Genomic DNA, 19,772 nt, shown 5'->3' on the forward strand with positions numbered 1-19,772 from the left:
TTCCTTTATCTGTGAACGGTGTCCTGTTCTTTATGGTTCGGCTATATACATGTCCTTATATTTCTTCGGATCGAAGCTGTGGTTGTAAACGAGATACTCGTAATCCCTTATGGTATCCCGGTATGGAAAACTGTCAAGACCAGTCTCCTCCCAGGAGTAGTAGGTTCCCGAGGCATCATAGCAGCCAAGCGGATGTATGACGGGCAGTGTTTCCTCCATGGAAAGCAGAAAACGCTGGTACGGCGTCATATCCAGGCCGGCCTGATCCAGCAGCTCGGAAGCGAGATAGATGGCGCTCATCTTCCCTTTCTGCTCCGATCCGGATTCATAGTTTGTCCAGATAAGAAACGGTGTCTCATACCACATTAAGTGGTCTCCGGCGGGAACGTCGGCGCTGGGCATGCCTGCAATCTCATCGAAAAATTCATCCTCCACGCTGGGCTGATGGTCTCCGAACATCACGATCATGGTGGGCTCGTCGCTGGCCTCAAAGTATCGGATCAGGTATTCCAGGGCCTCATCGGAACGCTTCATCAGTGATAAATACTGATCGGTCTTCGGACACTTGTCCTTTAGGGAGCCGGTCAGCCACACCTCCTGCGGAAAGTTGTCGTAGATTCCCTCATAGCCGCCGTGGTTCTGCATGGTCACATTGAACAGAAAAAGGCGGTCGGCAGGATTCTCCTTATTCTCCACCTGTTTGATCAGGTTCTCGTAATTGGACTGGTCGCTCACGTAATTTCTAAGAAAATCCCGTTCTTCATAGCGGGTTTCATCAATGAAATCGTCGAATCCCATATTCTTGTAACACGTATCGCGGTTCCAGTTTTCACCCGGATAAGGATGCATGGCGACGGTCCGGTAGCCCTGGTCCTTTAAGGTGCTGACAAGGCTGTACGTTCCGGGCTTTATGTAGAACTGGTAGGCGCTGCAGTTGGAAGGCAGGAAGGCGATGGAATCACCTGTCAGAAATTCGAATTCCGAATTGCACGTCATGGAGCCGAAGACGGGAACACACAGGCTTCCGCTTATCGTGTTCTCTTTCAGGCTGTACAGGAATGGGAAATACGCCTGATTCGTCTGAAAGGAACCTCCTGTGCGTAAGTCGGACAGGCTCTCATTCATGATGCAGATAATATTGACCGGGGTGATGATATCTTCACCCAGGGCCACCTCCTCGGCAGAGGCCAGAAGGACATCTTCCGCCTTGTAATCGTTATAGATCCGTTTTATCTGTGATGTGCCGTACCCCGCAGGCTTCTGCTTCACCGCATAGCGGAAGGACACCGCCGTGGAGAGGACGTAACCGTATTCCTTATAGGTCTCGTTGACCTCCCACATGTTGATTCCCAGGCCCCAGGAAGGCATGAGAAATGTAAAAAACCATACGCCGTAGGCGGCGGTGACACCGGCCGCCGTGCCTGCGAAAGCGAGCCTGTATTTGCGGCCGGAGATCCGTCTTGGAAATGCGGCTGCGGCTATATTGATGACGAGAAGAATCACTCCGGCTTCTTTCATGGCCTTCGTTATGGTAAATACGTAGTTCTGGGAAACCGTCATGGCTGTTCCAAAGGCCAGGATGTCCCAGAACATGATGGGGCGGCTCCGGAAAGACACCACGAAGGCCTCGGCCAGGGAGAGGATGAACAGGAGAATGGACACGATGGGGATGGCGATTCTGGTCCGCCCGCTCGCCGCAAAGACCAGGAGATAGAGGACATAAATCCAGCCGATGTTCAGGGCGGCCATATAGGAAGGGATCGTCGCCAGATTGCCGGTTACATACTCAAATAAAAAATAGGAAATACATGGAACCGTCATAAGAAATACGGTAAAAAGTATGTGGGCCGCTTTGCGGGCCAGTGGAAGTATATTTTCTTTTGTCATTGGTAAGCCTCACTGTTCATGGGAATGAGGTTATCGTACCACAAAGATTTTTTGGGTTCAAGAGAGAAAATAAAAAATATAAAATGCAGCAGAAATTGAGCTGATCAGGAGATTTTCAGCCTTCCGTTACCGCTTGCATTTCCATGCATGATGGATTAAAATGGTGTTTAAATGATCCGGATCAGGAGGTAATGATACAGTATGCCGGCAAATACAGGATTGTCAGAAAAAACAGAAATCAGGCTGAAACAGCCAAAACAGTATAAAGTGGTCATGTACAACGATGATTTTACGCCCATGGATGTGGTGGTGGAGATTCTCATTGACGTGTTCCGCAAAAATTATGAGGAAGCGGTAGCCATCATGATGACGGTCCATAAGGGACAGAAAGCCGTGGTGGGCGTTTATTCCTACGATATTGCAAAGACGAAGGCGGCCAGGGCGGTAAAAATTGCCCGGGAGCAGGGATATCCGTTCCGGGTGGAAGTGGAGTCTTAGGACGACGCTGTGCAGATCACGGTGAAGACAGGACGCGGATAAAGGCTGCCGATTATGACTGGAGGAAGAAGAAATTTGAAGATAGCAAAAGAAGTGGAAGAGCTGCTGAACGACGCAGTTTTAAATGCGGGGAGGCGGGGAAATGAGTATGTGACCCCGGAGCACGTGTGGTTTGTGCTTGCAGACCGGCCAGCCTTCCAGGCTGCATTTAAAAGCTGTGGAGGCGACGTGAAAAAGTTAAAGTCACGGCTGGAGGACTACCTGGGGCAGATGGACACTATGGAGAAGGATGAAGGCGGTATCGAGGTCAGCTACGGCTTGAGCCAGACCATAGAGGAGGCGGCAAAGAAGGCGATTTCCTCGGACCGCGATACGATTGAACTGCCGCATCTGCTGTACAGCATGATGGAACTGGAGGAGAGCTACGGCGCGTATTTTGTTCAGATGCAGGGCGTGGAATGCGTGGACCTCCTGGTGGAACTGGGCTCCTCTAATATAGATAATGAGGAAGATGCAAAAGAGGAGCGGGAGAGCGTTCTGCTTCAATACGCGGTCTGTATCAATGATGAGGTGAAAAACAGCTGCCCTTTAATAGGAAGGGAGGCGGAGCTGGAACGCACCATGCAGGTATTGTGCCGGCGTCAGAAGAATAATCCGCTCCATGTGGGGGAACCCGGTGTGGGAAAGACGGCCATCACGTATGGGCTGGCAGCCAGAATCAACGAGGGCCGCGTACCGGAGAAGCTGAAAAATGCCAGAATCTACGGGATTGATTTGGGATCCATGTTGGCGGGCACCCAGTTTCGGGGCGATTTCGAGAAGCGGCTCAAGGCGGTGATGGAAGAGTTGAAGGAGGAAGAAAATCCCATTCTCTATATCGACGAGATTCATAATTTGGTAGGGGCCGGCGCGGTAAACGGCGGATCCATGGATGCCTCCAATCTGCTGAAGCCGTATTTAACCGACGGAAAGCTTAAATTTATCGGGGCTACCACTTATGAGGAATATAAAAAGTATTTTTCAAAGGATAAGAGCCTGGTAAGGCGTTTTCAGAATATCGATATCAAGGAACCGACGGTGGAAGAGACGGTGGAGATATTAAATGGCCTAAAGCCGTACTATGAAAAATTCCACCATGTCCGCTATCAGAAGGGGACCATGGAGCACGCGGCCAGTCTCTCGGAACAGTATATCAATGAGCGGTATCTGCCTGACAAGGCCATTGACTTAATTGACGAGGCGGGGGCCTATCTGGAGCTGCATCCGAAAAATAAGAAGATCCAGGTGGTGGATAAGAAACTGGTGGAAGAGGTGCTGGCGAAGATCTGCAGGATTCCGAAGCAGACGGTGGAGATGGAGGAACGGCAGAAGCTGGCACGCCTGGAGCGGGAGCTGAAGGGAAGAGTCTTCGGTCAGGAGGCGGCGGTGGATCAGCTGACCAATGCCATCAAGCTGTCGAAGGCGGGCCTGAGCGAGGAGAATAAACCGGTGGGGAGTCTCTTGTTCGTCGGACCGACCGGAGTGGGAAAGACAGAGCTTGCAAAGTCGGTGGCTGAGGTGCTTGGAATCCGCCTTGTGCGGTTTGATATGAGCGAGTACGCGGAAAAACATACGGTGGCGAAGCTGATCGGATCGCCGGCCGGCTACGTGGGATATGAGGAAGGCGGCCTTCTGACGGAAGCGATCAGGAAGAACCCGCACTGTGTCCTCCTGCTCGATGAGATCGAGAAAGCGCATTCGGACATCTATAACATTCTGCTTCAGATTATGGATTATGCGACGCTGACCGACAACCAGGGCAGGAAGGCGGATTTTCGCAGCGTTATTTTAATCATGACCTCCAACGCGGGGGCGGAAAAGGCCGACCGCGCCTCCATCGGATTCGGGGGACGGCAGTTGAATGAGGAAGGAATCACCGATGAGGTGAAGCGCGTGTTCCGGCCGGAGTTCAGAAACCGCCTCGACCGGATCATTATATTCCGTCCGCTGGATGCGGCCATGGCGGACCGGATTGTGGGAAAAGAATTCGGTAATCTGGCCCGGAAGGCGGCGGAGAAAAATGTGGAGCTGACCCTGTCAAGAGCGTGCAGGAAATACCTGGCGGCGAAAGGCGTGAGCCGCGAATACGGAGCCAGGGAGATTAAGCGGATCATCGGTCAGGAGATTAAGCCGCTCCTGGTGGATGAGATGCTGTTCGGGCGGCTGAAGAAGGGCGGAAGCTGTGAGATTGATTATGATGGAGTTAAAATCAGAATCCTGCCGTAACAGGATTCTGATATATGAGAGAAAAGGGATATATTTTAATGGAAAATTCTGTCAGGTAGCTTTTATCTGTCTTGCTTTATTTATCGTTGTAATAATTATGGAACTACTGCAGAGTCCGGTTATTTCATAGAGATAACCTTTTTTTGTCAGTTCCAGGAGATGCGTAAAAAGAGGATGTTTTTCATTATCTCCCGAAGCGCAAATGATGGCCCGGCCCTGAAGGGAGTCTGTAACCGGAACCCCTTTATATATCATATTAGATGCATGATGAGGAACGAGCAGATAACTGCATTTTGGCGGAACTTTAATGGTAGAGATGCAGGACGGCCAGGTGGAGTATTCTGCGTCTCCGGCCAGAAGCGTGTAACCCTCCTCTCCTTCCATTCTTATGACAATACCGGTATTATTTATTTTGGTTAACATTCCACCGCCTTTCGCCATGCCGATCGTCACTTTATCATTTTTGAATATCTGCCTTCCTTTCTTTGTAAATTTTTTAGTGGTAAGCGGAATAAGGTTTAACTGTCCTCTTAATTCCAGATACTTTGCAAGACGTTTCGCTGAAGCTTTGGCAGGATGCGCGTCATCATTTAAATCCGGAGCAATCCAGGGAATCATAAATATATGTTCTCCTGCATAAACAACCCCTAAAATATGATCCAAATCCCAGTGTGAGAGGATTACCATATCAGGTTTTCTGGTATTCAGATGATTCTCGGCATATGGATAATGTGATATGACTTCGCCTTCTTCGGTGGTTAAGCTGCATATATACCGGTATCCAATATCAAAATAGAATTTTTTTTTGCTTTTTCCTGTGGCAGTTATGTAAATGCAATTTCCATCGCCAACGTTAAAGCTTTCTATTTTAAAGTCAGTGATATCTGTAAACAGCTCTGACAGTAATGATTCAATGTCAGAATCCTCACGGACGGAGTCCTCCGTCTGATATAAGTTCTCTATCATAGTCTGTTCTTCTTCAGAAAGTAAATGATCAGTTATCATGAGCGACGAGCGGCGGAAACGAACAGGGCTTGCACTGGTCATAAGGATTCCGGGAATGGTATCATCGTAGACTCCCATAATGCTTTGAGCCTCCTTTAACTTCTGAAGATCAGGAGCGACATTGCTGCTGTCGGGAAGTAAATATCCTCCATGCCACATTCCGTCCATCAGACTGAACAGCTTCTGATACTTAGATAAACAAGCCGCGTTTACCTGAAATTCTATAAAATAGGGATGATATTCAATATCTTCATCGGACGAAACATAATCCGCAAATTCAGGCGGAAGCTGTCTAAACGGTATTACGAAGGGGGCCTGTCTGCCATGCTCTTCAAGGTACTGAAAGACAGCCTGATCGTAAGAAAGCAAGTCTTTTGACAGAATGCTGAAACTGATTATCTCATTATCACGGTTTTCTGACGATATGTTCTCTTCATAAAATTCTTCGGGAAAATGTTCTATTTTAAAATAAATCTCTGTTTTATTCCCAAAAATATCCTCAAATAATTTGCTTATCAGCTTGTTATGCTGTTGTAAATGTATAGTTTCCTGTATCATGGAGCGCCTCCTCTTTTGTTATGGTGATGTCAATATATCTGTATGGTTAATACAATTCTGCTGTCAACTTTCTGTGAAGCTGCCAGACATCATCTCCATAGTTGCTGACCAGAGTTACCACAGTCCCTGTTTCTCTCTTATAAGAAGAGATAAAACTGACTCCGGGATCACTGCCCTGAAAATAGGGGGTATAAGTTCCATTTTGTTCCCGCAGCCAGATCCCGTATCCGTAGCACCGCGCATTCCCGCTGTGATTTTCAGTCATATTCGCAGCCATGTCCGGGGAAATCACTTTGCCGGACATGAGGTGTTCCCAGAACCGTCCGATATCGCCGACCGTCGTAAATGCGCCGCCCGCACCCGTGCCTTTTGCGTCAACGCTGAATATGTTGGTTCGGTACGTCTGCGTTTCTGCATCATAGATATAGTTTGACGCGCATTTGGCCGGGAGCCGGTCCAACTCATAGTATCCCGTTGAGGTCATGCCGCAGGGGATAAACAGGCAGTCTCTCAAGTATTCATCAAACGCGGCGCCTGTCACGGATTCCATGATTATGGCCAGCACGACAAAACCGGTATTGTTGTATTGAAAACGGCTTCCGCGGGGATACGTCATGGGTTTATCAAGGAACAGCGGCAGTAAGTCCCTGTTGGAGCGTATCTTATAATTGGGGTAATCTCTCCATAAGTCCCCGTACTCCTCCATGATACTCTCGTCAAAGTAGTCCGGTATGCCGGAGGTATGGGTCAGCAGCTCCTCCACGGTGATATTCCGGTCGATGGCTCTTAAGTCAAAGTCAAGTAAATCACCGATCCGGTCGCTGAAATTCAGCCGTCCCCGTTCGATCAGCTGTAATATTCCCGCCGCCACAAACACCTTTCCGGCCGAAGCGGTTGCAAATTTTGTGTCGGGTTCATTTGGCACCCGGTTGGCCAGGTCGGCGAATCCGTATGCCTTTTCCAATATCGTCCCGCCGTGTCGGACTGCCTGGATGCAGCCCCTGAAATCGGCGTTTATGAGTGTTTCTATGTTCATGGAAGAAGGTTTCCTTTCTGTAAGCGTATTGTGAGTTGATGTGCTGTCCGGAAATGGGCTTTAGCTCCAGCCCTGGTATTGTGTGTCATATCAGTCTTTATTGTATCGTTATTGGGTTACGTTGTCTATCGAATTTGGCCAACGATCTTTAAAAATTGCATGAATATCTTAAAAAACAGAGTTTTTTCGGAATGTATTTCCTGATATAGTTATGACAGAAAGAAAAAACAAGTATTGCACGTGAGCAGCCCAAAGGCGTCTGCTAAGTGCTCATAGCAAGGAGGATACAACATGAAAAAGAGATTACTGGCTTCTGTATTATGTGCAGCCATGGCGGGAACACTTCTGGCCGGCTGCGGTTCCAAGGATTCTTCAGGCGGCGCGTCACAGGCCCCAGCGGCGGGAACGGAGGCAAAGAACGAGACGGCAAAAACGGAGGCGGCAAAGACCGAATCAGATACGACGGCAGCGGGGACAGACGCTTCCATCGTGACGGAGCCGACAGAGTTGACTTTTATATTTGCTGACGGCGACGAGGGGGCAAAAGCTTCTATGAACGAAATTGTAAACCGCTTTAATGAGGCGTATCCGGATATTACCGTGAAGATCCAGCCAGGCAACGGCGGAGCTTACAGCGAGTTCTTAAAGACAAAGGAAAGTGTCGGGGAATTCCCGGATGTGATGGAAATGAGAGATACTCCGGTCTATGTGCGTGCCGATATGCTGGAACCGCTGCCGGAAGATATCGTTTCTTTATTTAAAACGACAGTTGCATTTGACGGAAAGACGTATACGGCTCCTCTGGGCGGTGAGAATACGCAGGGAATTATTTATAATAAGAAGTATTTTGATGAGAACGGGTTCACGGAGCCGAAGACATACGATGAATTTATGGAACTCTGTCAGAAGATCAGGGATAAGGGGGATATGGCCCCTCTCGTGATCGGCGGACAGGATATCTGGCATGTAGGATTCTGGTTCTACAAGGCTTACAATGATCAGGTTATGAGCCAGGACACTGATTTTATCAAACATTGCTATGAGGGAACAAAGGATTTTACGGATCCGGCAATCACTGCCACCTTTGAAGAAATGAAGAACATCTTCCAGTATGCGCAGGATGGCTGGGTATCGACCCCGGATGCGCAGATTACAACATTCCTGGTCAGTGATATGGCGGCCATGATGTATTCCGGTACTCATATGTTCTCCCAGATTACAGATGCAGATCCGAACTTTGAGATAGGATGGTTTGCGGTGCCAAGCCCTGATGGAAAGACCCGTCTCGTAGGTGGCGGCGGAGCAGGCGGCCTGGCAATCTCCGCAGAATCCGCAAAGGATGCGAATAAGAAGGCTGCGGCTGAGGAGTTCATCCGTTTCTTCTACGCACCGGATAATTATAAGGTTTACTGTGACAAGTTAAATGCCATTCCGTCTACCGTTGCGACACCTGATCTGGCTGCCGCTCCGGTCATGATGGAAGTCATCGAGGCTACCAATACGGCTGATGATTTAAGCGTTATGTGGAACGGACGAGTAGGTGAAAATGAGCTTCCTCCGGATTTCAGAAATTTCATGTATAAGACAACGATTGAAATAATTCAGGGACAGAGGGATATACCGTCCGCATGTGAGGAATTAAACAAGACGTGGCAGGTTGCCATGCAGAGCTTTAACCCGTTAAAGAACGCGGAATAGAGTGATGAAAAGGGGGGTGTTACAGAGCCGGAATGGTTCTCTAACAGCCCCTTAGATAAGAAAAGGAAAGGAGATGGGGGACAGATGGGAAAGAAAAAAGCAAAGTTTGATTTCGTATCAATAGGATTTATCGCACCGGCTTTCCTGTTTTTTACGCTGTTTATTATCGTGCCGACGATTGCCAGCGTTTATTACAGCTTTACCTCATGGGACGGACTGAATCCGGTCGTCAAGTTTGTCGGGCTGGCAAACTACAAAGAGATTTTTACCAGCGCCCGTTTTGGAAATGCACTGAAAAATACGGTAATTCTTACCGCGTTCATATCGATTCTGGAAAACAGCATGGCTTTAATTCTGGCGCTGATCGTGGATAATGTGAGATGGGGAAAGAATTTTTTCCGGAGCGCTTTCTACGTTCCCGTACTGATCAGCGGCATCGTGTCCGGCTTTATCTGGAAGATCATGTACAACTACAATTTCGGTGCGGTCAATACGATATTCCGTTCGCTGGGAATGGGCGAGTATTGCCAGGACTGGCTGGGAAATCCGAAGCTGGCTCTGATCATGGTCGGTGTCGTGCTGGTATGGAAAGGCGCCGGTTACTACATGATTATCTACCTGGCTTCACTGCAGAGTGTACCTACCGATGTGGTGGAGGCGGCGGCTATCGACGGCGCCTCACCGCTTCAGCGTTTCAAGGCAATCACACTGCCTCTGATCTCCGGTGCATTTACCATCAATCTGACACTTTCCCTGATTAACGGTCTGAAGGTGTTCGATCAGATCTCCGTCATGACGGACGGCGGTCCCGGATTTACGACAGAGACCATCGTGTACCTGCTGTATAAGGTGGGCTTCAATGAAGGCCGGCAGGGCTTCGGAACGGCGGTCGGCATCGTGCTCCTGTTTATTATTCTGATTCTCAACGCGATCCAGCAGAGCATTCTAAAACGCAGGGAGGTGCAGTTATAATGAAAGAAGTAGGAATTAAAGCCAGCAGACGGAAAGTACGCCCGGGAAACGGTATTCTCTTTGCCGCAACGATTATACTGGCCGTTCTGTTCCTGGCTCCCGTATTCTTTGCGATTATATCCGCATTTAAGAGCAACGGCGAAATCCTGAAGAATCCCATGTCTCTGCCAACTACGCTGTACTTAAAGAACTTTCAGGATTTATTTGCCCAGTCGGATTTTGTGACTGCCATTTTCCACAGTGTGGTTTTAACGCTGGTATCCGAAGTGCTGATTGTCTTTATCGTTCCCATGGCGGCCTATGCGATGGAGCGGCGCAGGACGAGGGCAACTATATTTATCTATACATACTTTCTGGCGGGCATGATGATTCCATTTCATCTCTATATGTTCCCGCTGTTTAAAGAGATGAAGATGTTTGGACTGTTTGGCAATCTGGCAGGCCCCATCGCCTGTTATATCTCAGGCTCAGTGGCTTTCGGCTCCCTGCTGTACTGCAGCTTTTTAAAGGGAGTGCCGTTAGAGATCGAGGAGGCGGCCCAGATCGATGGCTGCAATCCGTTCCAGACATTCTGGAAGGTGACATTTCCCCTTCTTGGACCGTGTACTGCTTCCATGGTGGTGTTAAACGGACTCGGTATCTGGAATGACTTTTTAATGCCGTATCTAGTTCTTCCTTCAGACCGGGCGAAAACGATTACGGTTGAGGTGTACTCCTTTGTCGGTCAGTATACGGCGCGGTGGGATATTGTGTTTGCGGGTACGGTTTGTTCCATCATTCCGGCACTCATTATCTTTGTGCTGCTGCAGAAGTATTTTGTGAAGGGGATTACGGCGGGGGCTGCAAAAGGGTAATGTGCCGGGGGGGTACGCCCCAACACTTGCGGAGCGCCCGGGGGCGGCAGAAGATTCAGCTGCTTCTTGTTTCCTCGGTGGCAGGAACTTAAGCAGGAAGACAGGAAAAAAGGGCGGATCGCGCAAACTACGGAAGAAATCCTGAAGGATTTTTCCTCCGTGTGCGCTTGAAAGCAGGCTTTGAGGCCTGCTTTCACCACCCTTTTTTCCTGCCTTCCTGTTTAAGTTCCTGCGTACCTCGGAAAAGGAAGCTGCTGAATCTTCTGCTCCTGCCGCCCCCGGGCGTTCCGCAAGCGCTGGGGCTGTGTACTGGCTGCGCGAGGTGAGAAGGGCTGTTGTACTGGCTGCGCGAGGTGAGAAGGGCTGTTGTACTGGCTGCGTGAGGAGGGAAGGGCTGAAGATGGGGTGGAAATTGAGGTTAAGTGGGATGTATGGTATAATGGTGGGTAAGAGTTTTGGGGAGTAAGGGGGAGAAAATAATATGAAGAAGCGCTGGAAAAGGAATTTGAGCCTGTATCAGAAATTCTGTCTCGTTATTATTACGCTGGGGTTAATTCCCATGCTTTTTCTCTCGACGGTGATCGTAAACCGGATGTTTAAGGAGTATGGTAATTCTTTGAGGAGTAATTACGTTCAGGCGGCGTCTTATGTGAGTGAGTCGCTGGCTGATATGATGGAGAGCTATAATGGGGTATCGAAGATGCCTTATTATTATAATTATTCCAGCGAGGGGGAGTTTCAGTTTAATTATATGTCGTATGATAATCTGAGACGGATTATCTATGGGATAGGCGAGGATCCGGAGTACATGGAGGCCAACCGGTATAAAAGCATGATGGTGTTTCTGGGAAATGTCCAGGCGGTGGACAGTTATATTTCCGGAGCTCATTTTGCGGGAGAGGGAATTCAGGGGGAGAAGCTGGCATTTCACCGGTCGCGGCGGAATATTCCTTCGGAGGAAGAGACTGTGTTTGAAGCCAGGATGGGGCTTGACGGACTGGATCGGAACAGTAAGAATCTGATGCTGATTCTTACTCATAAGAACGACTATTTTCGTATGCAGGATTCCTGGGTCTTTACACTGGCCAGGAATTACTTTGATTTAACGGGGACAGTAGGAAATTATAAGTATGTCGGTACGCTGTTTATCGATGTGGATTTAGAGCGGATGGAGGCGGCGTTTAAGAACCTGAATCTAAATGCAAGGGACCAGGTCTATGTGTGCGATCGGGAAAATAATTGCTATTACAGCAGTGATGAGTCACTGATCGGGAAGAATCTGACGTCGGAGGGAGTCCGGTTTGAGGAGACGAAGGAAGAGTTCGTCGTGGATACACCGTATAATGCCAGCGGGCTGAAGGTGATTATTACGATGAAGACGGCGACCGCCTATGAGAAGATCAGACGTATGCAGACGATGATGTATGTGTTCATCGGTGCGTCTCTGGCGGCGCTTCTGGGCGGTTCGGTGTGGTTTTCCAGGCGTCTGACAAAGCCGATTCGGAATATGATGGAACAGATGTCGGAGATTGAAACCGGTAACTTTCAGGTTCGCCTCCCTGTAACCTCGGGGGATGAGATTGGGGTGCTGTCGAAGCGGTTCAATCAGATGTCGAAGGAGCTGGAGAGTTATATCAATCAGTCCTATGTGGCGCATATGAAGCAGGCGGAGGCGGAGATGACGGCGCTGAAATCCCAGATTTATCCGCATTTCCTCTATAATACACTGGAAATTATCCGGATGACGGCGCTGGACAAGGATGATACGGTCGTATCTGAGATGATCGAGGCGCTGTCCAGCCAGATCCACTATATGATTGGCCCCATGCAGGACATGGTGCCGTTGGAAAAAGAGGTGGAGATCATAAGGCAGTATGTCTATCTGTTAAACTGCCGGATCAAGGGAAAGGTCCATTTTACCGCGGATTTAAACGGACTCAGTGAGGTTCACGTCCCCAAGCTGATTCTGCAGCCGATCGTGGAGAATGCCTATGTCCATGGAATCAAACCGAAGGACGGGTCAGGACACGTGATGATCGAGGCGGAGCATGTGGAGAACCGTATGGAAATCTCGGTCATGGACAATGGCGCTGGTATGAGCAGCGGGGAACTGGAACAGCTGAAGCTGCTTCTGGATGGAAATGAGCCAGGGATTAAAAATGAACATAACTGGCAGAGCATTGGCCTGAAAAATGTACATGACCGCGTGCGGTATTTATACGGAGAGGCGTACGGAATTGAAATCACCAGCACGCCCGGGGTCGGAACCATGGTTCGGATTATCATGCCGTGGAAAGAAGGGGGAGAAGAGGAATGATAAAAATGATTCTGGCGGACGATGAGCCCGTGATCATAAGAGGATTACAGAAGCTTGTGGATTTTAACCGTCTGGGTATCGAGATCGTGGGGGAATACGAAGACGGGAAAGCCGCGTTCGATGGGATTCTCACAGAGAAACCGGATATTGCGCTTCTCGATATCTATATGCCGAAGAAGACGGGAATCGATATTTTAAAAGAGCTGAAGGCGCTGGGGATTGAGACGAAGGTGATCTTCGTAAGCGGGTTCCAGGATTTCCAGTATGCCAAGGATGCTCTGACGTACGGCGCCGTGAACTATCTGCTGAAGCCCGTTATCCGCGAGGAACTGGTGGAGACGCTGGAGAAATGCATCACCATGCTGAAAAATGATGCGGATGGCGAAGGCGGCGGCCCGGAGCACCCGGATTACCCGGAGGAAGAGGGGCCAGCGGCGGCGTACGATAAGCTGGTGGAAATGGAAGAGTGCAGATATTTACCGATCCTGACGGAAATTCTCTACAGCAGACAGACGGGGAAACAGGAGCGAAGGCTGGTCCAGTTTTCGGTATTGAGCTTTCTGGAGCAATATCTGGAAAAGCGGCATCTGGGGATTGTTTTCTTAAAAAATGGGCACATTGTCATGGTGCTCAAGAATCCCGAGAAGGAGGAAACGGGAAGGACACTCGGTTCCATCCTGGAGGAAGCAGAGGTGCAGCTTCACATTCCGCGCTGCCGGCTTGGTTTTATCGTGGGTAATCCGGTAGACTCCATGGGAGAGATACCGAAGGCGTATGAAGCGTGTCTGTCCATGACTGGATATTTCTATTTCAGCAGCCAGATCAAAATTCCGGTTCTGCATGTCGGGGAGCCGGTCTTTAAGAAGCCCGCCACACTCGATGAGATACGGGAAGTGAGAAATCAGATGATCGAAGGGATGGTGGCCCAGGATGAAAAAGTGTTTACGGATGCAGCCGCCCGTTTCCGGCGTCTGGTGTGCCTGATTTCGGAGGGAAGAAGGGACGACGCCTGCTTCCACTACGGAAGCACGATTCGTATCATAGAGGAACGGTTTGAAACCATGGGCATTAATGGAATGCCCGTGGAGTTTAAGGATATTCTGGAGCAGGCAAGGCAGAGCGAGTCCTATGAATGCCTTACGGGTCTGTTTGAAGGATACTTTAAGGAGTATAAGGACCGGATAAAAAAGGCGGTCGTGAGCAGTGAGAAAAAGGATATTATCCATGCCAGAGAGTATATTGAGAGGCATTACAGCGAGAACCTGACCCTGGAGGTGCTGGCCGGGGAAATACATATGAATCCCTACTATTTCAGCAGCTTTTTTAAGAAGAATTCCGGAGAGAATTTTAAGGATTACTTAAACAAGGTGCGGATGAAACATGCGATCAACCTGCTGGTATCCACCGATAAAAAAACTGCGGATATAGCGTCGGAAGTTGGCTTTCGGGACAGCAGAGCCTTTTCGGAGCTGTTTTCCAGAATCTACGGAGAGACGCCTTCCAATTACAGGAAACGGGTGAAGGGGAGTTAAGATACCAACAGGGAATCTTTTCAGGGAATCCCTTTTCCAGAAGAAATTTACGGGCCTTTTCGGCGCCTGCGACGGCATGGCATAACGACGGATTCTCAAACTGCTCCTGGCGTCCGATATCGTGCAGCAGGCAGGCGGCTATAAGAACGTCGCAGTCAACATGACGTTCCTGTTCTGCAATATCCAGTGCAACATAGAGGACTCTGATCCATGTCTGTATCCCCTTTTATTTATATATTTTCTATGTAACAGATTGTACCATACTTTGAGGGAGACTACTATTATGGATTTTGGCTGTGATGAGTATTAATTTTTTAATATGATTTAGAAAAATATAAAAGGGTACTTGAAAAAAACAAGTACCCAGTGTATAATTTACTTAGAAGTAATCAAAAGACAATTCTGGTCTGATGATTACGCTTCGGATTCTGTAGTAATTTATAGTTACCAGCTATCCTCTATTGCGAGTAGAGGATAGCTATTTTCTTTTCTGATGATTTTCTATGTAAGTCAGCGCGGCAAAGATCACCAGCACTAATGTCAACACTTCAAGTGTATTCATATTACATGTCCTCCTGCGGTTATTTCCGAAGGAAACCATCAGACTATCCTCTGACTTCTATAATCAATTATACAAAAATATTATAACATTAAATAGGAGTGAATACAACATAAAAACAGAGTGAAATATTCGATGATCCCCCATCCTCCACATTCCCCATCCTTACCCATTCCTCTGCCCCGCATTCCTGTATGCGGCCGGCGTCAGTCCTGTCTCTTTTTTGAATATGGAATAAAAGTAGTTCGGATTGGAGAATCCGGTTGCCTCGGCGATGGTGGTGATGGTCATATCGCTGTTCATCAGAAGCTCCTGAGCCTTAACGATGCGGATCTGGCGTATGTAGTCATTGATATAAAAGCCGGTGATGGACTTAAAGATTCTGGAAAAATAATTGGTAGAATAGCCTAAGTACTCGGCCACCATTCCGGCGCTTAAGTTGTAATCATTATAGTGCTCTTCAATGTACTTTCTGCTTTCCTCAATCCGTTCAAAATGCTTGTTGTCCTTTAACTGTTCGGCTGCGGCCTTCCGTTCCTGGTACCATTCAAAGATGGTCAGGAGGACGCCGGCCCCTTCCGTCAGAGTGGCAGGAGTGTGGAGCGTCTCGGCAGATAAATAGGAGTCCTTGTCGGGAGCGTTTAATTTCTGCATCTGGAACAGGAGATCTAAGTACAGCCGGTTAAACAGCAGGGAGGCGGGCTGATATGAATACTGCTTTAAAATAGAAAGAAACTCCTGAACATTTTCCGTGAATTCCTTTTGTTTTCCGTGCAGCATGCAGGCGAGAATCTCATCAGCCAGCTTATCGGGATACGTCATGTATTCCGGCATCAGTTCCATCACACGCCCTGGATAGATAATCTGATTGGTACCCAGCACGAAACGGTAGTTCTTAAGCTCCAATACGCGCCGGTACACCCGGTTCAAATCCTCAATTCCACTGGTCACGCCGTCGAGACTGATGGTTAAAACCAGATGGTTGTCTGTAAGAAGTTCGTCCTTAGCCGCCTCCAGAAGCCGTACCAGTTCATCGAAGGTGATGGGAATGCCCTCTATGGTATTAATCAGACAGATGACCTGGTCAGAGGCGACGGGAACGCATTCCGTGTAGAAGAGGGGGCTTAAAGTTTCATGAAGATGCTGGCTGATCCTGGTCTGCACAATGGGGGCAAGGACATCGCTGCTGTCACTGTTCTCTATGAAAAAACAGGCTAAAAACATCCCTTCAAAGGGGATATCCCATCCATTCTTTTCCAGAAGCTCCTTCGTTTGGGCGATATCGCGGTTCCCAAGAACCAGACCACGGATCAGGTCTGATTTCATACGGGGCTGATAGAAGGCATTCTCCTCCTCCAGCTCCCTGATTTCATCGATGGCATTTTCATAGACGTGGCGGATCAGGGAGAATTCATCCATGTCCGAGCCGCCGGCGTACTTGGAATCCCGGAGCTCTTCGGTAATCGCCTCCAAAGGCCGGTAGAGCCGTTTCGTAATGATATACTGCAGCAGAATGGCAGTCAGGAAGATCGCCGCTGCCACAGCCAGAGACAAGTTTCTCTGAACCTTCATGGGGCCGACAATTTCACTGTACGGGACACCGCTTAAAAAGGTGAAATTCTGGGCGGGATCCTTGTAAAAGGCGCATAAATAATCGTCTCCGTGAAAGGTTCTTAAGCTGCTGGCGGATTCGCCCTCTGTCAGACCGGGCCAGGCGAGAAACGCCTCGCAGGCTTCCGGATCTGAGGTAAAATCTTCCGTCAAGTCGGAGAGCAGAACCATACCATTATCCCCCAGAACCATACCTGCCTGGGAGCCGGTTCCCAGCACGTGCTCCGAGAGCTTCTTCATATCCAGATTGATGAATATGCCTCCGCTCAGCTCATCAAAATTATCCGCATAGACCGGATAGGCGAAGGTAAGGGCCTCTTCCGACGTTCCTGTCAGAGGGGAAGGGAAGACGGAAGCCTTTTTTGCCTCCTTTAAATACTCCCAGCAGTAATCGAGGTTGAAACGGTAAGAGCCGCAGGTTATGGCGTCGTCTGCTGTGGCATTGTAAATATAAAGGGAGCTTACGTATGGATTGATGTTGTAGAATTTCTTTACAATCAGATACGTAGCGTAGTTCTCTGCCGGATCGAATTCCTTTAGTGAGCTGAAGCCGACAACTCTGGAATCCAGGATGACCGTATTGTAGAGCTGTGAGATCTCACTGACCAGATCGTTCATGGTGCGGGCGCTCTTTTCCAGATTCTTTTCCTGGCCGTCATACAGATTTTTAGAGAGAGAATCTGCGTATCTCTGATAAAAAAATACCGTCAGGATGAAAATTGTGACGGAGATGACCAGCAGGCATGTGCTGAGCATCTTTCTGAAATAATTCTTGCCACCAATCAATTTCTTTATCATATCTCTTTTTACCCCAATCGTAATTGTTCTCTATTCAATCAGTATAGCGAAAAGCGGCCCTGGAATCAATCATCAGGAGGGCTGATCTTTGGAAATGAGAGTAAAGTATTAGATTTTAAAGTCTGAAAACCCCGCTTTTTAAAGCCATTACGGAGTATCCGCAGTTTACGGAGGCATGCCTGGGAGCGTATAGTGAAATCATGCAGGGAGCAGGAAAGGAGTAGAAAAGTGATATGAAAGGAAAGGGATTTTTTAAGGAACTTTATAAGAACAGGGCTCTGTACAGCATGTTTCTTCCGGCCGCCGCGGTTTTAATTCTGTTTAATTATCTGCCCATGTTTGGTATGGTAACGGCGTTTAAGGATTTTAACTTTGCGGACGGAATATTCGGAAGCCCCTGGATTTCACCGCTGACGAAAAACTTTGAATATCTGTTTTCGTCGGGATCGGCGACAAGGGCCACATGGAATACGATCTTGCTAAATCTGTTATTTATCGTATTCGGACTGGTATTCGAACTGGGATTTGCATTGATGTTTAATGAACTGAGGATGAAGAAATTTAAATCTGCCGTGCAGTTTGGTATCTTTCTCCCCTATTTCATTTCCTGGATTGTGGTAGGACTGTTTTCCTATAACTTATTTAACTATGAACACGGAAGTCTTAATACACTGCTCAAGTTGTTTGGAATGGAGGCCATTAACTGGTACGAGAATCCGAAGATGTGGGTCGTGATCCTGGTGGTGTTCCGTGTCTGGAAGATGACAGGGTACGGCATGATCATGTACATAGCGGCATTGGGCGGTATTGATACGACATACTATGAGGCGGCGAAGATTGACGGCGCATCGAGATGGCAGCAGATTAAGAGCATCAGCCTGCCGCTGCTGGCGCCGACAGCAATTACGCTTCTTCTGCTGAACTGCGGCAAAATCATGAACGCGGATTTCGGAATGTTCTACTCCATGATTGGAAATAACGCGCAGCTCTATTCCACCACGGATGTGCTGGATACGTTCATTTACCGTAACTTAAGGCTCAACGGAGACGTGGGGATGTCGTCGGCCGCAGGGCTTTACCAGTCGGTGCTGTCCACGGCAATCCTGCTTTTTATGAACCGTCTGGCAAGAAAGCACAATCCTGACGGAGCACTGTTTTAAGTCACTCCACTAGGTTCGTGGAAAACCTCGCCATGCCCGATGAAGCGGGGCACGCTGAGTGGAGATGACATGCATCGCACGTAAGCGCCTAAAAGACAGGCGCTAAGTGCTCATAGCAAGGGAGGAGAAAATGATGAAACAAGGAAAAAAACTGTCATGGAAAAATTTCCCCATCAGCATTCTGCTGGCGGTCAGCGCACTCATCTGTATCGTGCCGTTCTGGCTGGTTCTGGTCAGCTCACTGACGCCGGAAGCTGATATTATATCATACGGATACTCGCTGTTTCCAAGGCGGATCGATTTTACGGCGTATAAGATCCTTCTGGCGGACGCGGGAAGAATCTTAAATGGATATAAGATTTCTATTTTTGTAACTGTGGTGGGAACGATTCTGAGTGTTGCGGTGATTACGCTGGCTGCATACCCCATTTCCCAGGACCGCGTGAAGTATCACAGGGCTCTCAATTTCTTCGTCTTGTTTACCATGCTGTTCAATGGAGGAATGGTGCCGTGGTTTATCGTCTGCCGGAATATGCTTCATCTGAAGGATTCCGTATGGGCCCTGATTCTGCCGTATCTGGCTAATGCCTGGTATATTTTCCTGACGAGAAACTATTACCGGAGCATTCCGGCGGAACTGGTGGAGTCTGCGAAAATCGACGGAGCGTCGGAATACCGAATCTTTTTCCAGATTATTCTGCCTTTGGCGAAACCGGTTATCGCCACCATCAGCCTGTTTATCAGCTTAAACTACTGGAATGACTGGTGGCTGGGGATCATGCTGATCGACAACACGGATTTACAGCCGCTGCAGCTGCTCCTGCGAACGATCACCTCCAATATTCAGTTCTTAAGCTCCTCCTCCAATGTCAACGCGATCACACAGGCGGCGGGGAGCATACCATCGGAGGGAATCAAGATGGCGACCTGTATCGCCACCATCGGTCCGATTATTCTGGTCTATCCGTTTGTACAGAAGTATTTTGTAAAAGGCATTATGGTAGGGGCTGTAAAAGGGTGAG

13 protein-coding genes and 1 pseudogene are annotated in these 19,772 nt (G+C 48.5%); 9 read left to right on the plus strand and 5 right to left on the minus strand.

Annotated features, from left to right (window positions below; genetic code table 11):
• Positions 1-30: 30 nt before the first annotated feature.
• Positions 31-1,887 carry an LTA synthase family protein gene (locus tag M1L66_RS09260; RefSeq protein ID WP_434692436.1) on the minus strand — a complete coding sequence of 619 codons (1,857 nt, stop codon included), beginning with the start codon at positions 1,885-1,887 and terminating at the stop codon, positions 31-33.
• Positions 1,888-2,088: 201 nt separating this feature from the next.
• Between M1L66_RS09260 and M1L66_RS09265 the strand changes: the two genes are divergently transcribed.
• Together M1L66_RS09265 and clpA are read left to right on the plus strand one after the other, a co-directional pair.
• The gene (locus M1L66_RS09265) at positions 2,089-2,385 is read left to right on the plus strand and encodes an ATP-dependent Clp protease adaptor ClpS (protein ID WP_002600764.1); all 297 of its coding nucleotides are present in this window, start codon (positions 2,089-2,091) and stop codon (positions 2,383-2,385) included.
• Positions 2,386-2,460: 75 nt separating this feature from the next.
• On the plus strand, positions 2,461-4,650 hold the full coding sequence (gene clpA, locus M1L66_RS09270) for an ATP-dependent Clp protease ATP-binding subunit ClpA (protein WP_434692438.1): 2,190 nt from the start codon (positions 2,461-2,463) through the stop codon (positions 4,648-4,650).
• Positions 4,651-4,701: 51 nt separating this feature from the next.
• Here the strand turns inward: clpA and M1L66_RS09275 are convergent, their stop codons facing one another.
• Both M1L66_RS09275 and M1L66_RS09280 read right to left on the minus strand, forming a co-directional pair.
• Positions 4,702-5,655 carry an MBL fold metallo-hydrolase gene (locus tag M1L66_RS09275; RefSeq protein WP_187021891.1) on the minus strand — a complete coding sequence of 318 codons (954 nt, stop codon included), beginning with the start codon at positions 5,653-5,655 and terminating at the stop codon, positions 4,702-4,704.
• A 604-nt stretch (positions 5,656-6,259) separates the two neighbouring features.
• Entirely contained in the window at positions 6,260-7,249 is a 990-nt protein-coding gene (locus M1L66_RS09280) for a serine hydrolase domain-containing protein (protein WP_187021890.1), read from the minus strand.
• A 291-nt stretch (positions 7,250-7,540) separates the two neighbouring features.
• Here M1L66_RS09280 and M1L66_RS09285 point away from each other — a divergent pair, with 291 nt between their 5' ends.
• The 5 genes from M1L66_RS09285 (at position 7,541) to M1L66_RS09305 (ending at position 14,622) form a co-directional block, all read left to right on the plus strand.
• Positions 7,541-8,947 (plus strand): ABC transporter substrate-binding protein, encoded by a 1,407-nt coding sequence (locus tag M1L66_RS09285; RefSeq protein ID WP_434692442.1) that lies wholly within the window; start codon positions 7,541-7,543, stop codon positions 8,945-8,947.
• An 84-nt stretch (positions 8,948-9,031) separates the two neighbouring features.
• On the plus strand, positions 9,032-9,919 hold the full coding sequence (locus tag M1L66_RS09290; RefSeq protein ID WP_187021888.1) for a carbohydrate ABC transporter permease: 888 nt from the start codon (positions 9,032-9,034) through the stop codon (positions 9,917-9,919).
• Positions 9,919-10,773, plus strand: a complete 855-nt coding sequence (locus tag M1L66_RS09295) for a carbohydrate ABC transporter permease (protein ID WP_002600756.1) — start codon at positions 9,919-9,921, stop codon at positions 10,771-10,773. The genes M1L66_RS09290 and M1L66_RS09295 overlap by 1 nt, the downstream gene beginning before the upstream one ends.
• A gap of 481 nt (positions 10,774-11,254) precedes the next feature.
• Positions 11,255-13,090 (plus strand): sensor histidine kinase, encoded by a 1,836-nt coding sequence (locus M1L66_RS09300; RefSeq protein WP_434692445.1) that lies wholly within the window; start codon positions 11,255-11,257, stop codon positions 13,088-13,090.
• Positions 13,087-14,622, plus strand: a complete 1,536-nt coding sequence (locus M1L66_RS09305) for a response regulator (RefSeq protein ID WP_434692448.1) — start codon at positions 13,087-13,089, stop codon at positions 14,620-14,622. The genes M1L66_RS09300 and M1L66_RS09305 overlap by 4 nt, the downstream gene beginning before the upstream one ends.
• A gap of 4 nt (positions 14,623-14,626) precedes the next feature.
• Here M1L66_RS09305 and M1L66_RS09310 read toward each other — a convergent pair.
• Positions 14,627-14,842, minus strand: a pseudogene (locus M1L66_RS09310) (HDIG domain-containing metalloprotein); the annotation flags it as partial.
• A 504-nt stretch (positions 14,843-15,346) separates the two neighbouring features.
• Complete coding sequence (locus M1L66_RS09315; RefSeq protein WP_434692451.1) at positions 15,347-17,590, minus strand: helix-turn-helix transcriptional regulator; 2,244 nt, start codon at positions 17,588-17,590, stop codon at positions 15,347-15,349.
• 233 nt (positions 17,591-17,823) lie between these two features.
• On the opposite strand from M1L66_RS09315, the gene M1L66_RS09320 reads away from it, so the two are divergent.
• Both M1L66_RS09320 and M1L66_RS09325 read left to right on the plus strand, forming a co-directional pair.
• Entirely contained in the window at positions 17,824-18,750 is a 927-nt protein-coding gene (locus M1L66_RS09320; protein ID WP_055657343.1) for an ABC transporter permease, read from the plus strand.
• A 130-nt stretch (positions 18,751-18,880) separates the two neighbouring features.
• Positions 18,881-19,771, plus strand: coding sequence for a carbohydrate ABC transporter permease (locus M1L66_RS09325; protein ID WP_002600741.1), 891 nt, complete (start codon positions 18,881-18,883; stop codon positions 19,769-19,771).
• The last annotated feature ends 1 nt before the right edge of the window (position 19,772 follow it).

Source organism: Hungatella sp. SB206 (assembly GCF_051132295.1).
Taxonomy (GTDB): Bacteria; Bacillota; Clostridia; order Lachnospirales; family Lachnospiraceae; genus Hungatella; species Hungatella effluvii.